Source organism: Janthinobacterium sp. AD80, assembly GCF_002878455.1.
Taxonomy (GTDB): Bacteria; Pseudomonadota; Gammaproteobacteria; order Burkholderiales; family Burkholderiaceae_D; genus Janthinobacterium.
Map to the genome: position 1 here is coordinate 1 of NZ_NRDQ01000002.1, position 19,550 is coordinate 19,550.

Consider the following 19,550-nt stretch of genomic DNA (forward strand, 5'->3'; position numbering starts at 1 on the left):
CTTGGCCAGCGCGCGCGGTGGCGGTGCCGACGGCAAAGGCGCGGGCTGCGGCACCGCCTCAGCGACCTGCGGCGGCACAGAGCTACGGGCAGAAGCAGCAGGCGCAGGCATCACCTCCGGCGTGGCCGGTTCCCCGATCACGGGAAACTGCGCCGGCTTCGAGCCGAACCAGTCCACGCCGATCAGGTTCACCGTCAGCAGCACGGCGGCGGCCAGCCCGAGCGGAACGCGCCAGCGCTGCAGGTAGTCGGGCGACTTTTTCGCGGACAGCGTGCGCAGCACGCCATCGGCGCTGTCGTTGGCCGCTGCCGGCGGCCGCAAGGCTTTTTCCGCGCCGGCCAGGATGGCCACATCGAGCGCGCTGGACGGCGCGGGCTGCGGCAGGCTGGCCAGCAGCGCGGTCAATTCCTCGTCAATCGGTTCATCGTTATCTTGATCGTGCGTGTTCATGCCTGTCCTCCCGCGCCGGCCGCGCCATCGAGCTGGGCGCGCAATTTCTGCATGGCGTAGCGCAGCCGGCTCTTGACGGTTTCCGCTTCCGCCCCCGTCACTACGGCAATGTCGTGGAGGCTCATGCCGCTGAACTGCTGCAGCACCAGCGCTTCCTTTTGCTCCACCGGCAGCGCGGCGATGGCCGCATGCAGCCGCGCGTGCTGCTGTTTCTGTTCCAGCGACTCCTGCGGCGAGGCGCCGTCGTCCGCCAGTTCATCTTCTGCCGCGTGCTCCTGCCCTTCCCGCTGGCGCAGCAGGTCGATCAGGCGATTGCGCGCGATCTGGTACAGATAGGTGCGAAACGCCGCTTGCGGCTGGTAGCCGGCGCGCGCCGCATGCAGGCTGGCCCACGCATCCTGCACGATCTCGTCCACCCAGGCGCGGCGCGGTGCGCGCCAGGCCACGAAGCGATACAGGCCCTGGCTGTGGCGCCGGTACAATTCGCGAAACGACGGCAGGTCGCCGGCGCTGTAGCGCAGCATCAGGTCTTCATCCGTCGCGGTGAGTAAAGTGTCGGGCATGCGATCCAGTGTAGCCGAACTACGCGGCAGCGACAAATGCCGCGTAGCGCGGATCACGCCGTCAGCGTGCAGTGGGCGCATAGCTGATGCGGCGCACTTCGCGGATCTGCCCATCCTTCAGCGCCCCTTCCACCACTTCATAGCCGAGCAAGGCGAAGACCCGGCCCTGCAGGAACAGCGGGCGCGCATTGCCGTACCAGTCCACGCAGGAAGCGCGGCAGCCATCGTCCGGCGCCGGCCCGGGCCGCGCGGCCAGCGCGCCCAGCTCCGTCAAGGTCAAGCCGCTGTTGCGCAGATACAGGACGGAGGCGGCCGGCCGGCTCAAGCCGGGACGCTCGTCCGCGCCCAGGATGGGCAGGCCGATCATGCCCTCGCTGGCCGTTTGCGGCTTGTAGAAGAAACCGTGGCTGCGCGACTCGCCCTGCGCCGCGTCGGCGCGGATGTAGCGCGTGGCGATCGCCGCCTGCGCCCCCAGGCGGATGCTGCTGAAATGCAGGTCCTTGCCCTGCGTGCCGATCACCACGGCGTCATTGCCCAGTGCCTCGATGCGTTCCACGCCATGCGGCAGGGCCAGGGACTGCACGCTGTCCGCATCTGCCCAGCGCACGGCATACAGCGGCTGGCGCGGCCAGGCCTGGTCGGCCTTGCGGCGTCCGGCATGGCCAGAGTTCCCGTACAACAGATACGCTCCCACGAACCGGTTCTGCAGGCCGTAGCCGCCACCACCGGGCAGTGCCCGGTAGCTGCTGGCAGGCGCGCTGTCGCCGCCATCGGAGAACGATGCCAGCGGCACGCGCAGCAGTGCCATGTCGCCGCGTCCCCGCGCGCCATCCCACATGGCGTCGCCCTGGCCTTCGGCGCGCAGCAGGACGTTCAGGTGGCCGTCGCTGCTTTCCAGGAACGAGAACTGGTCGACGGGCGCGCCCGCCACTTTCAGGGCGCTGGGCGCACTGCCATCGAGCGGGATGCGGAACACGCCCGAGTCGCTGCCCCGGCGCGTGGTCCACACGTAGACGGACTGGCCCGATACATGGAAGACGCGCCCACGCGGTCCCATCACGGCCGTCGCTTCACAGCGCATGTCGCGCTGCGCCAGGTCGCACACCGTGACCGTGTGCAGGGTCAGGCCGGCGCCGGCTTCGGCTTCTTCATCGGTGCGGTAGATGCGCGTGGCCGGGGCGATGCGCTTGAAGTCGGACGGCACGGCGTCAGGGCGCCAGCGGCGCAGGGCGGGAAAGCCGCCGAACGGGTCCTTGCTGCGCAAGTCCAGCGACAGGGGCGAATAGAACACCAGCTTGCTGCCGATCAGGCGGCTGGCGTAATTGCGCGAGGAGTAGTAATCGTTCGAGCGCAAATGGTAGGTGGCACGGTAGGCCAGCTTGCCGTCCGCGCTGATGTCGAACAGGCCGATTTCCGTGCCGCCGCGGCTGTAGCTGTAGCCGATCACCACCAAGGTGTCGCCATCGACCAGCATTTCGTCATACCAGCTGCCGGACGGGTCGCTGCCCGGCGCGTACGCATCGAGCGAGGACACCGGCTGCAGGGCATTGCCGCCCACCTGCACGGTGAACAGCTTGCCGCGCCGCAGCATCACCAGGTGCTTGCCATGCAGCTTGACGATGCCGCCTTCGTCCACGCCTGCCGTCTGCACATTGGTGACGGATTCCGCAGCTTCTGCCGATGGCGCCGGCGCGGCCTTGGCCGCCATCGGCGCGGGAGGTGGAGCCGGCGGAGCGGATGGCGATATGGGCGCCGTCGCCGCGTACTGCGCCGCATACTGCGAGGTGGCGCGCTGCAGTTTCTGCTGCTCCCTGAGCAGGGCCGCCTGGCGCGCCTGCATCTGCTGCAGGTAGCTGCTCAAGGCTTGCTCGCTGGCGAAGGCTGTCAGGGTTTTCCCTGGCGCCGTCCCGGCGGCGTGGCAGCCTGCCGACAGCAGCAGGGACAGTATCAAGGTGATCTTGCGGGCGCTGGACATCGCTTCTTCTCCGGTTGGCTGGGGTGTCAACCATGAAACGCGGCAGCGCAGAAGAAGGGGTTAAACGCGCAAAAAAATTTACGCGGCGTTCAGCTTACTCAAAGCCGCGTATGCGGTCGCCATTGAAATTCGGCAGGCGCCACTCGAAGTGCAAAGCCAGGAAACGGAACAGGAAGCCGGCGCCGATCGACGCCAGCTGCGCCACCGAGCTGTCGACCTTGAAGTACAGCAGGCCCACGTACAGGCTGCCCGTAAACAGCGCCACGGTGGCATACACTTCGCGCTGCAGGACCAGCGGAATCTGGTTGCACAGGATATCGCGCAGCAGGCCGCCGAAAACGCCCGTGATCATCCCCGCCAGCACAACGATGGCCGGATGCATCTTGGCCGACATGGCGATGTCGCAGCCGATCACGCAGAACGCCACCAGCCCCAGTCCATCGACCAGCAGGAAGACGGCGCGCAGATGGTGCAGATAGCGCGCGACAAAGGCCGTGACGACGGCCGCGCCGATGGTAAACAGCAGGTATTCCGGATGCGCGATCCAGCCCAGCGGATAGTGCCCCAGCAGCACGTCGCGCACGGTGCCGCCACCGAGGGCGGTAACGGTGCCGATCATGCAGATGCCAAATAAGTCCATGCCGCGCCGCATGCCCATGATGGCGCCGGACATCGCTTCGGCGACGATCGCCACCAGGTAAATCGTATATAACAGCATGGTCTTACTCTTCCGAAAATGATTTGAGAATTTGTTCGCGTTCGCGCGCTTCGCTCAGTGCCCGCGCCTCGTGGCCTGCGCCGCTGCTGCCGCGTTCTTCGCCGTTGGCCAGGCGCGTGTCGGCGCCCAGGCTGCCAGGGCCGCCACTACCGCAGCTGACGCTGCTGTGGATGAAGGCATGGCTGTCCTGCAGGCAGTCGCCGGACAGGTATTCGGCATACACATAGTCGCCGTCGAGCAGGGCCAGGCCTTGCGGCTCGGCCAGCACCTGTTCGCGGCGGCCCTGCACGGCCACCTGCATGTAGTCGCGCCAGACGGGCAGCGCCAACGTTCCCCCGGTGGCGTTGCCCAGGCTTTTCGGCTGGTCGTAGCCAAGCCAGACGACGGATACCAGGCCAGAGGAATAGCCGGCGAACCAGGCGTCATACGCGTTGTTCGAAGTGCCCGTCTTGCCGGCCGCATCGCCCCGTCCCAGCGCCAGCGCGCCGCGTCCCGTGCCGCTCTTGACGACGTCGCGCAGCATGCTGTCCATGACATAGGCGTTGCGCGCGGAGATCACCTGCGTGCCCTGTGCCGGCGCGCCCTTGGCGCGTGGCGCCGCATCGCTGAACAGCACTTCTCCGCTGCGGTTGCGCACTTCCTTGATCAGCTTGGGCGGCATCTGCATGCCGCCGTTGGCGAACACGGAATACGATTGCGCAAGCTGCAGCGGCGTGACGGCACCCGCGCCCAAGGCCAGCGGCAGGGATACGGGATTGCGCGCGCTCTCGAAGCCGAAGCGCGTGGCGTGGTGCTGCACATAGCCAGGGCCGGCCGCCTGCATCAGGCTGACGGCCACCAGGTTTTTCGAGCGCACCAGGCCGCGCCGCACGCTGATGAAGCCTTCGTAGTTGTTGCCGTAATTGCGCGGACGCCAGGACCGCGCGCCCGTTTCCTGCGGCAGCAGCAAGCGCTGCGTATCGTCCACGGCCGTGCCGGGGAAGTAGCCTTTTTCCAGCGCCGCCGAATACACGAAAGGCTTGAAGCTGGAACCGGGCTGGCGGTAGGCCTGCATGGCGTGGTTGTAGTGGTTGCGGTAAAAATCGAAGCCGCCCGCCATGGCGACAATTTCGCCGCTATGCGCATCGACGGAAATCAGCGCGCCTTCCATCTCGGGCAGCTGGCTCACCAGCCAGCGCTTCTTGGCCGCGTCATGCACCACGCGGATCACGCTGCCCTCCACGATGGCGCGCTTGCCATCCCACGCCAGCTTGCCGCCCAGGCGCGCTTCCGAGGCCGTCAGCACGATCTCGTCGCCGTTGCGCAGCTGCGCCGTCACCTGGCGCTTGCCGGCAGTGTCGACCTTGCGCACCAGCGCGGCACGCAGTTCGCCGCTGTCCGGGTAGGCGGCCAGCTGGCGCCTGACGCTGTCTTCGGAAGCGGCCAGGCGCGCTTCCGGCCCCCGGTAGCCACGCCGCGCCTGCGCATTCAAGAGTCCGTCGCGCAGCGACTTGTCGGCCGCGCGCTGCGGCGCCATGCGGATGGTGGTCGTCACGTCCAGGCCCATGCTGTAGGCGCCTTCAGGATAGCTTTGCAGGATCAGCTGGCGCGCTTCCTCGACCGCATAGGCGGCCGCGTGCACGGAGCTGTTGCGGTCCTTGTTCAGGGCCAGCTTTTCCGCCACGGCGGCCGTGTATTCGGCCGGCGTGATGTAGCCCAGTTCGCGCATGCGCTGCAGGATGTAGTGCTGGCGCACGGCGGCGCGCTGCGGATTGGCGACGGGGTTGTAGGCCGACGGCGCTTTCGGCAAGCCGGCCAGCATGGCCGCTTCGGCGATGCTCACTTCCGCCAGCGGCTTGTCAAAATAAATGTTCGAGGCGGCGGAAAAACCATAGGAGCGCTCGCCCAGGTAAATCTGGTTCATGTACAGCTCCAGCAGCTTGTCCTTGCCGTAGTGCTGTTCCAGCTTGTAGGCCAGCAGCATCTCCGTCAGCTTGCGCTGCACGGTCTTGTCGCGCGACAGGAAGAAGTCGCGCGCCACCTGCATGGTGATGGTGCTGGCGCCCTGCGCATGGTGGCCCGTGACGATATTGGCCAAAGTGGCCCGCGTCAAGCCATAGAAATCCACGGCGCCGTGTTCGTAGAAGCGCGCATCCTCGATGGCCAGCAAGGCCTGGCGCATGCGCAGCGGGATGTCTTTCAGGGGCAGGAATTCGCGGCGCTCTTCGCCGTATTCGGCCAGCAGCTCGCCTTCGCTGGAGAGAATGCGCAGCGGCAGCGCGGGCTTGTACTGCGCCAGGTGCTCGACAGCCGGCAAGTCCTGCCACGCCTGGCGCAGCCAGTAGCCGCCCGCCATGGCGCCGGCCAGGCCCAGGCCCAGGGTCAGTCCCAGGCCGAATTTCAGATTGCGCGCCAGCCTGGATTGGGGCTTGCGCGTGGTGGTAGTGCTGCTGTCTTGCGCCGTATCTTGCGTTTCCATATGGTCATTCCTTTGCTGCCAGGAGGCGGCGCGCGGGCGCGCGGCACTCCATCAAAGAGGCATTGTGCACTGCAACACACCTATCCTTATGAAAAGTAAGTATTATTTAGTATTGATAAATTTTTCTTATGTTAGGCGCGCACCATGAACCTGAATCCCAAGCACACGGAAGCCTTCCGCGCCGTCGTCGAAACGGGCAGCTTCGAGCAGGCGGCGCTGCAGCTGCACCTGACCTCGCCCGCCATTTCCCAGCGCGTGCGGGCGCTGGAAAGCCAGCTGGGCAACGCACTGATCGTGCGCAGCCGCCCCGCGCGCGCCACGCGCATGGGCCAGCGCCTGATGCAGTACTTGAAGCGGGCCAAGCTGCTGGAAGCGGACCTGGAGGCGGAACTGGCGGTGCAGCAGGATGCCCCGCTGACCCTGGTGCTGGCGCTGAACGCCGATTCGATGGGCACCTGGTTCTTCCCTGCCCTGTCGGAAGTGCTGATACGCGAGCGCGTGCTGCTGGACCTGACCGTGGAAGACCAGGACCACACGTATACCTTGCTGGAAACGGGCATGGCGATCGGCTGCATCAGCACCGAGCCAAAACCCATGCGCGGCTGCACGGCCGAGCCGCTGGGCGTGATGCGCTACTGGCTGGTGGCCACGCCCGCTTTTCGCCAGCAATGGTTCGCGCACGGCCTAACGCGCAAGGCGGCGCGCACGGCGCCCGTCGTCGCCTACACGCGCAAGGACACCTTGCAGTCATCGTTCCTGCAAGAGGCGCTGGGCTTGCCCGAAGGCGCCTACCCCTGCCATTACGTGCCGGGCGCCACTTCGCACTTCAACGCCATCCGCTATGGCCTCGGCTACGGCATGGTGCCCGAACTGTTATTGAAAGCGAACACGGATGGCGAGCTGGTGGAAATGCTCACGCCCAAGACGCCGGCCGACGTGGCCCTGTACTGGCACACGTGGAAGGTGCAGTCGCCGCGCCTGGAGCAGCTGTCGCGGCAAATCATCGCGGCGGCGCGCAGCATGCTGAAATAGTTATCGCGAGAACTAGCGCTGCATGCCCCAGCGCTTGAGCGTTACCCGCTCCAGGCTGCGAAAGCCGATGTTTTCCACCAGCAGACCAATCACGATAACGGCAGCCAGGCCCGCGAAGACCTTGTCCGTGTACAGCTCGTTGCGGTTCTGGAAGATGTACCAGCCCAGGCCGCCCTGGCCCGAAGTGGTACCGAACACCAGCTCGGCGGCGATCAGGGTGCGCCAGGCAAACGCCCAGCCGATCTTCAAGCCCGAGACGATGGAAGGCAAGGCACCGGGCACCAGAATATGCAGCACCAGGCGCAAACCGTTCAGCCCGTAATTGCGGCCCGCCATGCGCAGGGTTTCCGGCACGCCCTGGAAGCCCGCGTAGGTGTTCAGGGCCAGCGGCCACATCACGGAATGCACGATGACGAAGATCAGGCTGGCGCGTCCCAGGCCAAACCACAGCAAGGCCAGCGGCAACAGGGCGATGGCCGGCAAGGGGTTCAACATGGCCGTCAGGGTTTCCAGCAAGTCGCGCCCGAGCCGGCTGGAGACGGCCAGCAAGGTCAGCACGAAGGCGGCCAGCACGCCCACCGCATAGCCCTGCAGCAACACCACCAGGGATGCCGCCGTGCGCGTGAGCAACTCACCGCTGGCGATGCCCTCGATAAACGCCTGCGCCGTCTGCAGAAAGCCGGGCAGCAACAGATCGTTGTGCGTCCAGCGCGCCGCAGCTTCCCACAGCAGGGCCAGGCCAAGCAAAATCACCACCTTGCGCCACAGCGCATGCTGGCTTACACGCTGCCAGCGCGACAATGGCCGCTCGACGGCAACGCCGGCCGGCGGCGGCGCCGCGTAGACGAATTCCTGGCGGATCGGCGGTTCCAGCAGCACGCTCATACGGCCTCCCGCTGCGGCGTGTCCGCTTGCGTGGCGCCAACGGTTTCCTCGTCGAACAGCAGGCCATGGATGCGGCTGCTGGCGGCCTGGAATTCCGCGCTGCCAGCGCTGTGCAAGCCGAATTGATGGCTGTTCAGTTCGGCGCGCACCCGGCCCGGATGGGGCGACAGCAGCAGGATGCGGTTGCCCACCACCAGGGCTTCCTCGATCGAATGGGTGACGAACACCAAGGTAAAACGCAGCTCGTCCCACAGGCGGCTCAGCTCTTCCTGCATCTTGCGCCGCGTCAGCGCATCGAGGGCGGCGAACGGCTCGTCCATCAGCAGCACTTCCGGCTGCATGGCCAGGGCGCGGGCGATGGCGACTCTCTGCTTCATGCCGCCCGACAAGGTATGCGGATGGGCATCCTCGAAGCCGGCCAGGCCCACCTTGGCGATCCAGTGCTGCGCGCGCTCGCGGGCCGCCGGCTTGTCCAGCCGCTTGCTGGCCAGCAAGGGAAACATGACGTTTTCCAGCACGGTTTTCCACGGCGGCAACTGGTCGAATTCCTGGAAGACGACGACCCTGTCAGGCCCTGGCTTGCTAATGGGGACACCCTGCATGGCAATGCTGCCCGCGCGCGGCGCGATGAAGCCGGCCACGGCTTTCAACAGTGAGGACTTGCCGCAGCCGGACGGCCCCAGCAGCACGAAGCGGTCGCCGCGGAACACGTCGAAGCTGACGTCATGCGTGGCGCGCACGGTGCGCTGCTCGGTGCGGTATTCCAGGCTGACATGCTTGACGCTGAGCAGTGGCTGTAGCGCAACGGCAGGACGTACCAGGTGAAAAGCAGGTGCGTTCATGTCAGCCTCCTTGCGTGATGACAGGGTCGTCAAAGAAATAGTCGCGCCAGCTGTCCGGCAGGTTGCGGATGGCGCTCACGCGGTGCAGGAATTGCGCCAAGCCATAGGTGTTTTGCGGCGCGATCTTGAATTGCACTTGCGGGTTGGCAAAAATTTTCAGCAGCAGATTGCGATCCACCTTGCTCTTGTTGACCTTGATATAAATGTCGGCCGCACCCTGCGGATTGCCGCTTGCATATTGCGCCGCTTCCGCCAGCGCGGCGATGAAGGCGCGGTAGGTTTTCGGATTATCCTTGCGGTATTTTTCCGTCGCATACAGCAGGGTCGACGAGCTGGGGCCGCCCTGCACCGTGTAGGAATCGAGCACGATGTGCGCGTTCGGGTTTTGCGCCAGTTCCTGTTCCTGGAATGGCGAGTTGCCGAAGTGGCCGCTGAGCTCCGTGCCGCCGGCGATGATGGCGGCCGCCGCATCCGGGTGCGGCAAGGTCTGCGTGATCTTATCCAGGCGCGCGTATTCCTTGTCGCCCCACTGTTTCGCCACGGCCATTTGCAATATCCGCGCCTGGACGGAAACGGAAACGGCCGGCAAGGCGATGCGGTCCTTGTCCGTGAAGTCCGCCAGGGTTTTCACCTTGGGATTGTTGCTGATCAAATAGTAGGGAAAGTTGCCCAGCGACGCCACGCCGCGCACGTTCTGCCGGCCTTTCGTGCGGTCCCAGATGGTCAGCAGCGGCCCCAGGCCTGCGCCGGCGATGTCGATATTGCCCGACAGCAGCGCATCGTTGATGGCGGGCCCGCCGGACAGGGTGATCCACTCGACCTTCACGTCCACGCCCTGCTGCTTGCCATGCTTCTCGATCAGCTTCTGTTCCTGCGCAATATTGAGCAACAGAAAAGTGATGCCATGCTGGCCCGCGATGCGGATCTGTCCTTCGGCCTGGGCCATCCCTGGCACCATGCCTGCGGCACACAGCATGGCGATGGCGGAAAGAAAACGGCGCGGGCGGGCAAGCGACAGGATCGGCAACATGGATACTCCTTGGGTAGGACTTACGGTCAAAAATCAGTACGGCGCATCGCCTTCGATGGTGGTGCGGTAGAGTTTGCGGCGCTGCTCGGGCGGGCACCCCGTCGCCAGATGCATCAGGGAACGGTTGTCCCAGAACACCAGGTCGTGCGGCTGCCAGCGGTGCACATACAGGTGCTCCGGGCGCACGCTATGGGCAAACAGTTCGTCGAGCAGGGCGCGGCTTTCATCGTCGGGCAGGCCGACGATGCGCGTCGTAAAATGTTCGCTGACGAACAGGGCGCGGCGCCCCGTTTCCGGATGCACGCGCACCACCGGGTGGGTGACGGGTGTGACTTCATCGATCTGCGCCTGCGTCAGGGCGGGCCGCCACGGGTTGCGGCGGCGCAATTCCTCGTACTGGCTCAGGTAGCTGTGTTCGGCACGCGCGCCCCGCACGGCATGGCGCAGCGCGGCAGGCAGGCTTTCCCACGCCAGGTGCATGTTCGCAAACACGGTGTCGCCACCCTCGTCCGGCAACTCTTGCGCATGCAGCATGGAGCCGAGGCTGGGCACTTCCTTGTACGACAGATCCGAATGCCAGAAATGGCCGGCATCGCCGAGGCCGATGGGCTGGCCATCCTCGACGATGTTCGAGATGACCAGCACTTCCGGCTGCGTGGGCAGCTGGAACTGGCGCAGCACGTGGATTTGCAGGGGGCCGAAGCGGCGGCTGAAATCGACCTGCTGCCGCGGCGTGATGCGCTGGTCGCGGAACACCAGCACGTGATGGTCGAGGTGGGCATGGTGCAGGCGCTGGAAATCGCCGGGCGACAGCGGCTGCGCCAGGTCCAGCCCCAGCACCTGCGCGCCCAGCGGCGCATCAAAGGTTTCGATCTGGAACGGACTGGTGGAAAGCTGGGGTTTCAGGACGGCCGACATGGTGGCTTCATCAGTGAATGAGGGAAGTCCACTGTATGCCCGCTTGTCGGCCTTGCAAACGAAGCATTTACTATATGGATATGCGCGGCGCGTTGCGCCGTGCTGCAACAGCGGCTGTCACGCAACGGCACAGCGGCACCGGCTTTGCCCGGGAAAAGAGCTAGCACGCAACTTGCTTATCTACTAATCTCACTCTTTCCTCAGGATAGCCATGCCCCGCTACGCCCTGCTGCTCGCCTTGCTGTTAACCGCCTCCGTCCAGGCCCAGGATAGCCAGGGCGAAAGCGATCTCAGCTACAAAGCCTATGTGCACAGCGACAAGCGCATCAAATGTTTGTACGGCTATGCGGCCGACAAGACGGGCGACCATGCGGCAGCGGTTGCCATCTTTGAAGATTGCATCCGGCGCTGGAACGATGTGTATTCGATGATTTGGCTGGCCCAGCTGTATGAAACGGGCATCGGCGTGCCAAAGGATGAGGCGCAGGCGACGGCGCTGATGCGGCGCGGCGCACATGCGCATGATGATGCCGCGTATGCGCGGCTGGCACGCTACCACTATGGCGTGGCGCTGGCCGAAGGCCGGGGCACGCCACGGGATATCCCGCAGGCAAAAACCTGGTTGCGCCAGGCGGCGCAGGAGGGCGTGCGGGAGGCCGCCGATTACCTGGGCCGCCTGGAAAGCGCCACGCCATAGGCGCGGCGCCAGCGTTGCTTACGCGATGGCTTCGTAGCGGGCCAGGCGGGTCGCCATGCGCGGCGCCAGCTCGTGGCCGGCCGTGACGGTCACTTCCAGGTCATTCAGCAAGCCATCCTTCAGGCCGTAGACCCAGCCATGGACGCTGAGTTCCTGGCCCCGTTCCCACGCATCTTGCACGATGGTGGTCTGGCAGACGTTCAACACTTGTTCCACTACGTTCAGTTCGCACAGGCGGTCGCCGCGCTGGCGGCTGGTCAGCACGTCGCCCAGGTAGCGCTCATGCTTCTGGCCCACGTCCTGGACGTGGCGCAGCCAGTTGTCGACCAGGCCGATGCGCGTGCCCGTCATGGCAGCATGCACGCCCTTGCAGCCGTAATGGCCGACGATGATGACATGTTTGACTTTCAGCACGTCCACGGCAAATTGCAGGACGGACAGGCAATTGAGGTCGGAATGCACGACCACATTGGCAATATTACGGTGCACAAACACGTCGCCAGGCGCCATGCCCAGCAGTTCGTTCGCTGGCACGCGGCTGTCGGAACAGCCGATCCACAGGTATTCGGGCGACGTTTGTGCTTCCAGGTTCTTGAAGAAGTTCGGGTCCTTCGCCACCATCGAGTCGGCCCAGCGGCGGTTACGCTGCAGCAGTTCCGCCAGGGCCAGGCCATTTTTCTGTTCGGTCATATCGCTCCCATTGTGTGCATACGACTGAAGGCGGCAGATCGCGGCCATAGGCCGGCGATACGCGCACATTGCTCAGTCGTGGTGAAAAAAACGCCGGGATGTGTGAGCATCCCGGCGCTGGTGTTACGTGTGCTTACTCAAAGAAGTCCTTGACCTTGTCTTTCCAGGTCTTGCTTTGCGGGCTGTGCTTGGCACCGCCTTCGGTCGTCGATTTCTCGAACTCGCGCAGCAGGTCTTTCTGCTTCTCCGTCAGCTTGACCGGTGTTTCGATCGCCACGTGGCAGAACAGGTCGCCTGCGTAACCGGAGCGCACGCCCTTGATGCCCTTGCCTTTCAGGCGGAAGGTTTTACCCGACTGGGTGCCTTCCGGGATCGTGAACGACACTTTGCCGTTCAGGGTCGGCACTTCGATTTCGCCGCCCAATGCCGCCTTGGTGAACGAGATCGGCATTTCGCAATGCAGGTCGTCGCCTTCGCGCTGGAACACGGCGTGCGGCTTGATGTGGATTTCCACATACAGGTCGCCCGACGGACCGCCATTCGTACCCGGTTCGCCGTTGCCGGACGAACGGATACGCATGCCGTTGTCGATGCCGACTGGAATCTTGACTTCCAGCGTCTTGTTGCGCTTGATACGGCCCGCACCGCCGCATGGCGTGCACGGGTCGGTGATGACCTTGCCGCTGCCATGGCATTTCGGGCAGGTTTGCTGGATGCTGAAGAAACCTTGCTGCATGCGCACCTGGCCGTGGCCACCGCACGTACCGCAGGTGGTTGGCGACGTGCCTGGCTTGGCGCCGCTGCCGTGGCAGGTATCGCACTTGTCCCAGCTCGGCACGCGGATGGTCGTGTCGAAGCCGTGCGCAGCTTGCTCCAGTGTAATTTCCAGGTTGTAGCGCAAGTCGGCGCCACGGTACACCTGTGGACCGGCATTGCGGCTACGTCCACCGCCACCGCCAAAGATGTCGCCGAAGATATCGCCGAAGCTGTCGGCAAAGCCGCCAGCACCGCCGCCGAAGCCGCCACCGCCGCCCATGTTCGGGTCCACGCCGGCGTGACCATAACGGTCATACGCTTCGCGCTTTTCCGGATTGGTCAGCATCTCGTAGGCTTCCTTGACTTCCTTAAACTTTTCTTCCGATTCCTTGCTATCCGGATTGCGGTCCGGATGGTATTTCATCGCCAGTTTACGGTAAGACTTTTTAATCTCTTCTTCCGAAGCATTTTTTGCGACACCGAGTGTCTCGTAAAAATCACGCTTTGCCATGTTGTCGGCACCTTGCAGTCTATCTACTGATGTAAAAATTACACGAAAAAGCCGAGTCGAGTGCTGCACTGGGCAACGACTCGGCTCGGCCGGTCTTCGCGGCTAATTCCGCGATGTAGCGTTCAGCCCGGCTGCCCCCAGTGACGGGAGCGCAAGACAATTACTTGCTGTCTTTGACTTCTTTGAAGTCAGCGTCGACAACGTCGTCTTGCTTGGCGCCTGCGTCCGATGCGCCAGCAGCTTGCTGTGCACCTTCCGCGCCGCCGGCAGCTTGCTGCGCTTGCATGTCGGCGTACATTTTTTCGCCCAGTTTCTGCGATGCGGTCGACAGTGCTTCCACCTTGGCGTCGATCTCAGCCTTGTCGCCGGCCTTGATGCTTGCTTCCAGGTCGGTGATTGCCGCTTCGATCTTCTCTTTCTCGCCCGCTTCCAGCTTGTCGCCGTATTCGGTCAAGGATTTCCGGGTCGAGTGTACCAGAGCATCGGCCTGGTTGCGCGACTCGGCCAATTCTTTGACCTTTTTGTCTTCTTCCGCGTTCAGCTCAGCATCCTTGACCATCTTCTGGATTTCAGCCTCGGTCAAGCCGGAATTGGCCTTGATCGTGATCTTGTTTTCCTTGCCGGTGGCCTTGTCTTTCGCGCCGACATGCAAGATGCCGTTGGCGTCGATGTCGAAGGTCACTTCGATCTGTGGCGTACCGCGTGCTGCTGGCGGGATGCCTTCCAGATTGAATTCGCCCAGACCCTTGTTGCCGGCGGCGATTTCGCGCTCACCCTGGAAGACCTTGATGGTCACCGCAGGCTGATTGTCGTCGGCCGTCGAGAACACCTGGCTGAACTTGGTCGGAATCGTCGTATTTTTGTGAATCATCTTCGTCATCACGCCGCCCAGGGTTTCAATACCCAGGGACAGAGGGGTGACGTCCAGCAACAGCAAGTCCTTGCGTTCGCCCGACAGGACCGAACCTTGAATTGCTGCGCCCACGGCGACGGCTTCGTCCGGATTCACGTCTTTGCGTGGATCCTTGCCGAAGAATTCCTTCACTTTTTCCTGCACCTTCGGCATACGCGTCATACCGCCGACCAGGATGATGTCATCGATGTCCGACACTTTCACGCCAGCATCCTTGATAGCGGTGCGGCATGGTTCCATCGTTGCCGTGATCAGCTCTTCCACCAGCGATTCCAGCTTGGCGCGGGTCATCTTCAGGTTCAAGTGGACCGGTGCGCCATTGGCCATGGCGATGTACGGCTCGTTGATCTCTGTCTGTTGCGACGACGACAGCTCGATCTTCGCGCGCTCGGCCGAAGCCTTGATGCGCTGCAGAGCGATCGGATCTTTTTTCAGATCGATGCCGTTGATCTTCTTGAACTCGTCGATGATGTAATCGATGACGCGCTGGTCGAAGTCTTCGCCGCCCAGGAAGGTGTCGCCGTTGGTCGACAGCACTTCAAATTGTTTTTCGCCATCCACATCGGCGATTTCGATGATCGACACGTCGAACGTACCGCCACCCAAGTCATACACGGCGATTTTACGGTCGCCTTTTTCAGCCTTGTCCAGGCCGAACGCCAGCGCTGCCGCGGTTGGCTCGTTGATGATGCGCTTGACGTCCAGGCCAGCGATACGGCCGGCATCCTTGGTCGCTTGACGCTGCGAGTCGTTGAAGTACGCAGGCACGGTGATGACGGCTTCGGTGACTTCTTCACCGAGGTAGTCTTCTGCCGTTTTCTTCATCTTGCGCAGCACTTCAGCCGAAATTTGTGGCGGCGCCAGTTTTTTGTCGCGTACGCCGATCCATGCATCGCCGTTGTCGGCTTTCATGATTTGATACGGCATCAGCGCGATGTCTTTTTGTACTTCTTTTTCGTCGAACTTGCGACCGATCAAACGCTTCACTGCGTACAGCGTGTTTTTCGGATTGGTCACTGCCTGGCGTTTCGCCGGTGCGCCGACGAGAATTTCGCCATCTTCTTGATAAGCAATAATCGATGGCGTCGTGCGTGCGCCTTCAGCGTTTTCGATTACCTTTGGTTGACCGTTTTCCATGATGGAAACGCAGGAATTCGTGGTTCCCAGATCGATACCGATAATTCTACCCATGATTTTTTTCCTTTTATTTGCTAGATTTCAGATGGTTCTTATATGTGGCAAAGCGGCATGGTTTCAAGGCTTGCTTGATGCCGCCCTCTGATTATTTTGCTTGCGCGGTAGTCACAATGGCTGGACGCAACAGGCGGTCCGCAATCATATAGCCCTTTTGCAAGACTGATACGATGGTGTTGGCTTCCTGCTCCGCTGGCACCACGGCGACGGCCTGGTGTTTCATCGGATCGAGTTTTTCGCCCTGCACTGGCAGCACTTCCACCAGGCGGTTGCGCTCGAACGCGGCGTTCAGCTGCTTCAGAGTCATCTCGACGCCTTCTTTCAGCGACTCGATGGTCGGTGCTTCCACCGTCAACGCCGTTTCCAGGCTGTCTTTGACCGGCACCATGGCTTCGGCAAAGCTTTCCACTGCGAATTTATGCGCTTTAGCTACATCTTCCTGCGCACGGCGGCGGATATTTTCTCCATCGGCCTTGGCGCGCATGAAGGCATCGTGCATTTCTGCCAGGCGCGCTTCGGTACTCGCCAACTGTTCTTCCAAAGTAGGCTCTGCGGGAGTCGATGGAGCAGCCGCCGCGGCGTCCGCTTGCGGATTAGGTACAGCTTGATTTTCCTGATCTTGCATCTAGAAAGCTCCTACAATCAATGGCTTAAATAAGTTAGTCTATACATCTTTACAACACTAACCGGCAGATGGGGCTATATCCTACTGTTTCAAGGGGTATCGGTGCGCGTGCCAAGGTTTACGTCAGCCAATGTTACAGCTTATTACAAATCACTTCCCATTTCGGGCAGCGTGCCGTGCGCTTCCTATGACCGATGACTTACTGATACAGCCGGCATCCCCAGCGAAGCCGGCATTCTAACAGCCCCGCAGACGCCATTGCCACTGATGGTGTTGCTATTTGGAAAACCACGTGGCAGCGCCAGAAATGACAAAGCCGCGCAAGCGCGGCTTTCCATGGCAAAAAGAACAGCGTCTAATTCGCCGCGCCCAAGGCCAGGGCAGCTGTTCGGGCTTGCTCGCCCGCCTGCTTGTCCGCCTCGCGCTGCGCCGCCGTCTTCATTGTTGGCCAGCCGATCATATGCTGTTCGGCAATTTCCGCCAGGCCCGCGATCCACTTTGGTGTTTCATTCAGGCAAGCGATGTAATGGAAATGCTGGCCACCGGCCGTTTCGAAATCATGCTTGGCTTCCATGGCGATCTCTTCCAGGGTTTCCAGGCAATCGCTGGTAAAGCCAGGGCAAAGCAGGTCGACCCGCTTGACGCCCTGCTGTGCCAGCGCCACCAAAGTAGGCGCCGTGTATGGCTGCAGCCACTCGGCCTTGCCAAAGCGCGACTGGAAGGTCACCACATATTGATCTTTGGACAGTTTTAATTTTTCTGCCAGCAGGCGCGCCGTTTTCAGGCACTGGCAGTGATACGGGTCGCCCAGCAGCAAGGTGCGCTTGGGCACGCCATGAAAACTCATCACCAGCTTGTCCGGCCGGCCATGCGCATCCCAATGGTTCAGCACGGAGTCGCGCAGGGCATCGATATATGTGTCGTGCTCGTGGTATTGCTTGATGAAACGCAGTTCCGGCACATTGCGCACCGTGGCGTAATGGGCAAATACGGCGTCGTAGATGGAGCCCGTCGTCGTGCCGGAATATTGCGGATAGGCCGGCAGGATGGCGATGCGCTCGCAGCCTTCGCTTTTCAATTGCGCCAGCACCTCGGGCAGCGACGGCGAACCGTAGCGCATGGCCATGGCCACCGTCACGCCATCATGGCCCCGTTCGGCCAGCGCGCCGGCCAGCAATTTGGCCTGCTTTTGCGTGTGCACCTTCAGGGGCGAGCCCTCGCGCGTCCAGATGGACGCGTATTTCTTGGCCGACTGCCCCGACCTGAATGGCAGGATGATCAGGTTCAAAATAAACCACCAGACTAGGCGGGGAATTTCCACCACGCGCGGATCGGACAAAAACTGTTTCAGGTAGCGCCGCACGGCCGACGAGGTCGGCGCATCGGGCGTGCCCAGGTTGACCAGCACCACGGCGCTGCGGTCGATGCGGCCATGCGTGTACGGAGGTTCTGTTTGAAATGGCATGAAGGCTCTTTGAAGGCGTTGGATGGATCAGGCAGTTATTATAGTTGCATTGAGTTAATAGCGAAGTGCTGGGGTCAGACCCTCAATGCCGCTAACGTCAAGCTCAGCGCTAACGCATCCGGGGGTCTGACCCCGGATTTAAGCCGCGTTCAAATCGCCAGCAATTCGCGCGCATGCTTGCGCGTGGTGGCCGTGATTTCCAGGCCGCCCAGCATGCGCGCCACTTCTTCCACGCGGGCCTTGGCGTCGAGCATGTCGATGCGCGAGGCCGTCTTGCCGTTGTCCAAGGTGCTTTTTGCCACCTGGAAATGCTGATTGGCCTGGCTGGCCACTTGCGGCAAGTGGGTCACGCACAGCACCTGGCGTCCCTGCCCCAGGCGCTTGAGCAGCCGCCCCACCACTTCGGCCACGGCACCGCCGATGCCGCTGTCGACCTCGTCGAAGATCAGGGTCGGCGTGGTGGTGGCGTGCGAGGTGATGACGGAAATGGCCAGCGCGATGCGCGCCAGTTCGCCGCCGGAGGCGACTTTCGCCAGCGAACGGGGCGCCGTGCCCGCGTGGCCGGCGACGAGAAACTCGACTTGCTCGAGGCCGTGCGCGGCCGGTTCGCAGGGATTGAGGGCGATTTCAAAACTGCCGCCCGTCATGCTCAGCTCCTGCATGGCGCGCGTGACGGCGTGGCCCAGTTCCAGCGCGGCGGCACGCCGCGTTGCCGACAGCCGTTCAGCCACGGCGCGGTACTCCGCCTCGACCTTCGCTTCCTGGCGCAGCAAGCCTTCGATGTCGGAAGCGTCGGCCAGGTGCTGCAGTTTTTCCGACAGCCTGGCGTGTTCTTCAGGGAGCTCTTCCGGCGTGACGCGGAATTTGCGGGCCGTGCTGTGCATGGCTTCCATGCGCGCATCGAGCTGGTGCAAACGCTCCGGGTCCAGCTCGACGCGATCCAGGTAATTATTCAGCGCATACACGGATTCCTGCAGCTGGATGCGCGACGATTCGATCAGGTCGACAATCGGCTGCAATTCCGCATCGACGGAGACCAGCTTGCCCAGCTTCTGGTTCAGGCCCGACAGCTGAGAAACGATGGGGTGGTCTTCCGATTCGGAAATGAGCGACAGGGCTTCCTGCGCCCCTTCCAGCAGGCTGGCCGCGTGCGAAAGGCGGCTGTGCTCGTTCGTGATCTCCGTCCATTCACCGGGCTTGGCGGCCAGCTTTTCCAGCTCGCCCACCTGCCATTCCAGGCGCTCGCGCTCGTACAGCACGTTGGCGGCATTCGTCTCGAATTCCTCGCGCTGGCGCACGAGGGCGCGCCAGCGCTTGTGCAGCGCCGCCACCTGCCGCGCATCCTGCTCGGCGCCCGCTTCGCGCGCCGTAGCCTGGCCATCGAGCAAGGCGCGCTGCGCCTCGCTTTTCAGCAAGGACTGGTGCGCGTGCTGGCCGTGGATATCGACCAGCATGTCGCCCAGTTCACGCAGCTGCGCGGCCGTGGCGGGAATGCCGTTGATATATGCTTTCGAGCGGCCCGCATTGTCGATCACGCGGCGCAGCAGGGCGCCGCCATCGTCATTGGCGAATTCATGGGCCACCAGCCAGGCCTGCGCCACTTCGCTGACGGAAAAATCGGCCGTGATGTCGGCCTTGGCCGCGCCTTCGCGCACCACGCTGGCGTCGCCGCGCCCGCCCAGGGCCAGGGTCAGCGCATCGATGAGGATGGACTTGCCGGCGCCCGTCTCGCCCGTCAGCACGCTGAAGCCAGCGGAAAATTCCAGTTCAATGGTATCGACAATGACAAAATCGCGGATGGACAGTGTATGGAGCATGGCTTCTGTGG

Annotated in this window: 16 protein-coding genes and 1 pseudogene; 2 read left to right on the forward strand and 15 right to left on the reverse strand. The window is 63.0% G+C overall.

Annotation, left to right across the window (positions count from 1 at the left end; translation table 11 throughout):
- From JaAD80_RS00240 to JaAD80_RS00260, 5 genes and pseudogenes are all read right to left on the reverse strand, one after another.
- A pseudogene (locus JaAD80_RS00240) lies at positions 1–450 on the reverse strand (hypothetical protein); the annotation flags it as partial.
- A complete protein-coding gene (locus JaAD80_RS00245) occupies positions 447–1,013 on the reverse strand; it encodes a sigma-70 family RNA polymerase sigma factor (RefSeq protein ID WP_258002749.1) in 567 nt (188 codons plus the stop codon). The pseudogene JaAD80_RS00240 and the gene JaAD80_RS00245, both read right to left, overlap by 4 nt.
- A gap of 61 nt (positions 1,014–1,074) precedes the next feature.
- Positions 1,075–2,988, reverse strand: a complete 1,914-nt coding sequence (locus JaAD80_RS00250) for a beta-propeller domain-containing protein (protein ID WP_102292377.1) — start codon at positions 2,986–2,988, stop codon at positions 1,075–1,077.
- Between the two features lie 94 nt (positions 2,989–3,082).
- Entirely contained in the window at positions 3,083–3,706 is a 624-nt protein-coding gene (locus JaAD80_RS00255; protein ID WP_099376350.1) for a trimeric intracellular cation channel family protein, read from the reverse strand.
- A 4-nt stretch (positions 3,707–3,710) separates the two neighbouring features.
- A complete protein-coding gene (locus tag JaAD80_RS00260; protein ID WP_102292378.1) occupies positions 3,711–6,164 on the reverse strand; it encodes a penicillin-binding protein 1A in 2,454 nt (817 codons plus the stop codon).
- Between the two features lie 144 nt (positions 6,165–6,308).
- On the opposite strand from JaAD80_RS00260, the gene JaAD80_RS00265 reads away from it, so the two are divergent.
- Complete coding sequence (locus JaAD80_RS00265; RefSeq protein ID WP_102292379.1) at positions 6,309–7,196, forward strand: HTH-type transcriptional regulator ArgP; 888 nt, start codon at positions 6,309–6,311, stop codon at positions 7,194–7,196.
- 12 nt (positions 7,197–7,208) lie between these two features.
- On the opposite strand, the gene JaAD80_RS00270 is transcribed toward JaAD80_RS00265, so the two are convergent.
- The 4 genes from JaAD80_RS00270 to JaAD80_RS00285 form a co-directional block, all read right to left on the reverse strand.
- Positions 7,209–8,081, reverse strand: a complete 873-nt coding sequence (locus JaAD80_RS00270; protein ID WP_102292380.1) for an ABC transporter permease — start codon at positions 8,079–8,081, stop codon at positions 7,209–7,211.
- Positions 8,078–8,923 carry an ABC transporter ATP-binding protein gene (locus tag JaAD80_RS00275; protein ID WP_102292381.1) on the reverse strand — a complete coding sequence of 282 codons (846 nt, stop codon included), beginning with the start codon at positions 8,921–8,923 and terminating at the stop codon, positions 8,078–8,080. The genes JaAD80_RS00270 and JaAD80_RS00275 overlap by 4 nt, the downstream gene beginning before the upstream one ends.
- A 1-nt stretch (position 8,924) precedes the next feature.
- Positions 8,925–9,899, reverse strand: coding sequence for an ABC transporter substrate-binding protein (locus tag JaAD80_RS00280; protein WP_258002754.1), 975 nt, complete (start codon positions 9,897–9,899; stop codon positions 8,925–8,927).
- 87 nt (positions 9,900–9,986) lie between these two features.
- Positions 9,987–10,871 carry a TauD/TfdA family dioxygenase gene (locus tag JaAD80_RS00285; RefSeq protein ID WP_102292383.1) on the reverse strand — a complete coding sequence of 295 codons (885 nt, stop codon included), beginning with the start codon at positions 10,869–10,871 and terminating at the stop codon, positions 9,987–9,989.
- Between the two features lie 211 nt (positions 10,872–11,082).
- Between JaAD80_RS00285 and JaAD80_RS00290 the strand changes: the two genes are divergently transcribed.
- Positions 11,083–11,568 carry a tetratricopeptide repeat protein gene (locus JaAD80_RS00290; protein ID WP_102292384.1) on the forward strand — a complete coding sequence of 162 codons (486 nt, stop codon included), beginning with the start codon at positions 11,083–11,085 and terminating at the stop codon, positions 11,566–11,568.
- A gap of 18 nt (positions 11,569–11,586) precedes the next feature.
- Here the strand turns inward: JaAD80_RS00290 and can are convergent, their stop codons facing one another.
- The 6 genes from can to recN form a co-directional block, all read right to left on the reverse strand.
- Positions 11,587–12,258, reverse strand: coding sequence for a carbonate dehydratase (gene can / locus JaAD80_RS00295; RefSeq protein ID WP_102292385.1), 672 nt, complete (start codon positions 12,256–12,258; stop codon positions 11,587–11,589).
- Between the two features lie 133 nt (positions 12,259–12,391).
- A complete protein-coding gene (gene dnaJ / locus JaAD80_RS00300) occupies positions 12,392–13,525 on the reverse strand; it encodes a molecular chaperone DnaJ (RefSeq protein ID WP_102292386.1) in 1,134 nt (377 codons plus the stop codon).
- Positions 13,526–13,685: 160 nt separating this feature from the next.
- Entirely contained in the window at positions 13,686–15,629 is a 1,944-nt protein-coding gene (dnaK, locus tag JaAD80_RS00305) for a molecular chaperone DnaK (RefSeq protein WP_102292387.1), read from the reverse strand.
- A 91-nt stretch (positions 15,630–15,720) separates the two neighbouring features.
- A complete protein-coding gene (gene grpE / locus JaAD80_RS00310; RefSeq protein ID WP_102292388.1) occupies positions 15,721–16,257 on the reverse strand; it encodes a nucleotide exchange factor GrpE in 537 nt (178 codons plus the stop codon).
- A 355-nt stretch (positions 16,258–16,612) separates the two neighbouring features.
- On the reverse strand, positions 16,613–17,722 hold the full coding sequence (gene hemH / locus JaAD80_RS00315; RefSeq protein ID WP_102292389.1) for a ferrochelatase: 1,110 nt from the start codon (positions 17,720–17,722) through the stop codon (positions 16,613–16,615).
- A 149-nt stretch (positions 17,723–17,871) separates the two neighbouring features.
- The gene (gene recN, locus JaAD80_RS00320) at positions 17,872–19,539 is read right to left on the reverse strand and encodes a DNA repair protein RecN (protein ID WP_102292390.1); all 1,668 of its coding nucleotides are present in this window, start codon (positions 19,537–19,539) and stop codon (positions 17,872–17,874) included.
- Between the last annotated feature and the right edge of the window lie 11 nt (positions 19,540–19,550).

Bases quoted from the DNA above. Each gene is read 5' to 3' on its own strand.
- JaAD80_RS00245 (WP_258002749.1), bottom strand. From the start codon at position 1,013: ATGCCCGACACTTTACTCACCGCGACGGATGAAGACCTGATGCTGCGC.
- JaAD80_RS00250 (WP_102292377.1), bottom strand. From the start codon at position 2,988: ATGTCCAGCGCCCGCAAGATCACCTTGATACTGTCCCTGCTGCTGTCG.
- JaAD80_RS00255 (WP_099376350.1), bottom strand. From the start codon at position 3,706: ATGCTGTTATATACGATTTACCTGGTGGCGATCGTCGCCGAAGCGATG.
- JaAD80_RS00260 (WP_102292378.1), bottom strand. From the start codon at position 6,164: ATGGAAACGCAAGATACGGCGCAAGACAGCAGCACTACCACCACGCGC.
- JaAD80_RS00265 (WP_102292379.1), top strand. From the start codon at position 6,309: ATGAACCTGAATCCCAAGCACACGGAAGCCTTCCGCGCCGTCGTCGAA.
- JaAD80_RS00270 (WP_102292380.1), bottom strand. From the start codon at position 8,081: ATGAGCGTGCTGCTGGAACCGCCGATCCGCCAGGAATTCGTCTACGCG.
- JaAD80_RS00275 (WP_102292381.1), bottom strand. From the start codon at position 8,923: ATGAACGCACCTGCTTTTCACCTGGTACGTCCTGCCGTTGCGCTACAG.
- JaAD80_RS00280 (WP_258002754.1), bottom strand. From the start codon at position 9,899: ATGCTGTGTGCCGCAGGCATGGTGCCAGGGATGGCCCAGGCCGAAGGA.
- JaAD80_RS00285 (WP_102292383.1), bottom strand. From the start codon at position 10,871: ATGTCGGCCGTCCTGAAACCCCAGCTTTCCACCAGTCCGTTCCAGATC.
- JaAD80_RS00290 (WP_102292384.1), top strand. From the start codon at position 11,083: ATGCCCCGCTACGCCCTGCTGCTCGCCTTGCTGTTAACCGCCTCCGTC.
- can (WP_102292385.1), bottom strand. From the start codon at position 12,258: ATGACCGAACAGAAAAATGGCCTGGCCCTGGCGGAACTGCTGCAGCGT.
- dnaJ (WP_102292386.1), bottom strand. From the start codon at position 13,525: ATGGCAAAGCGTGATTTTTACGAGACACTCGGTGTCGCAAAAAATGCT.
- dnaK (WP_102292387.1), bottom strand. From the start codon at position 15,629: ATGGGTAGAATTATCGGTATCGATCTGGGAACCACGAATTCCTGCGTT.
- grpE (WP_102292388.1), bottom strand. From the start codon at position 16,257: ATGCAAGATCAGGAAAATCAAGCTGTACCTAATCCGCAAGCGGACGCC.
- hemH (WP_102292389.1), bottom strand. From the start codon at position 17,722: ATGCCATTTCAAACAGAACCTCCGTACACGCATGGCCGCATCGACCGC.
- recN (WP_102292390.1), bottom strand. From the start codon at position 19,539: ATGCTCCATACACTGTCCATCCGCGATTTTGTCATTGTCGATACCATT.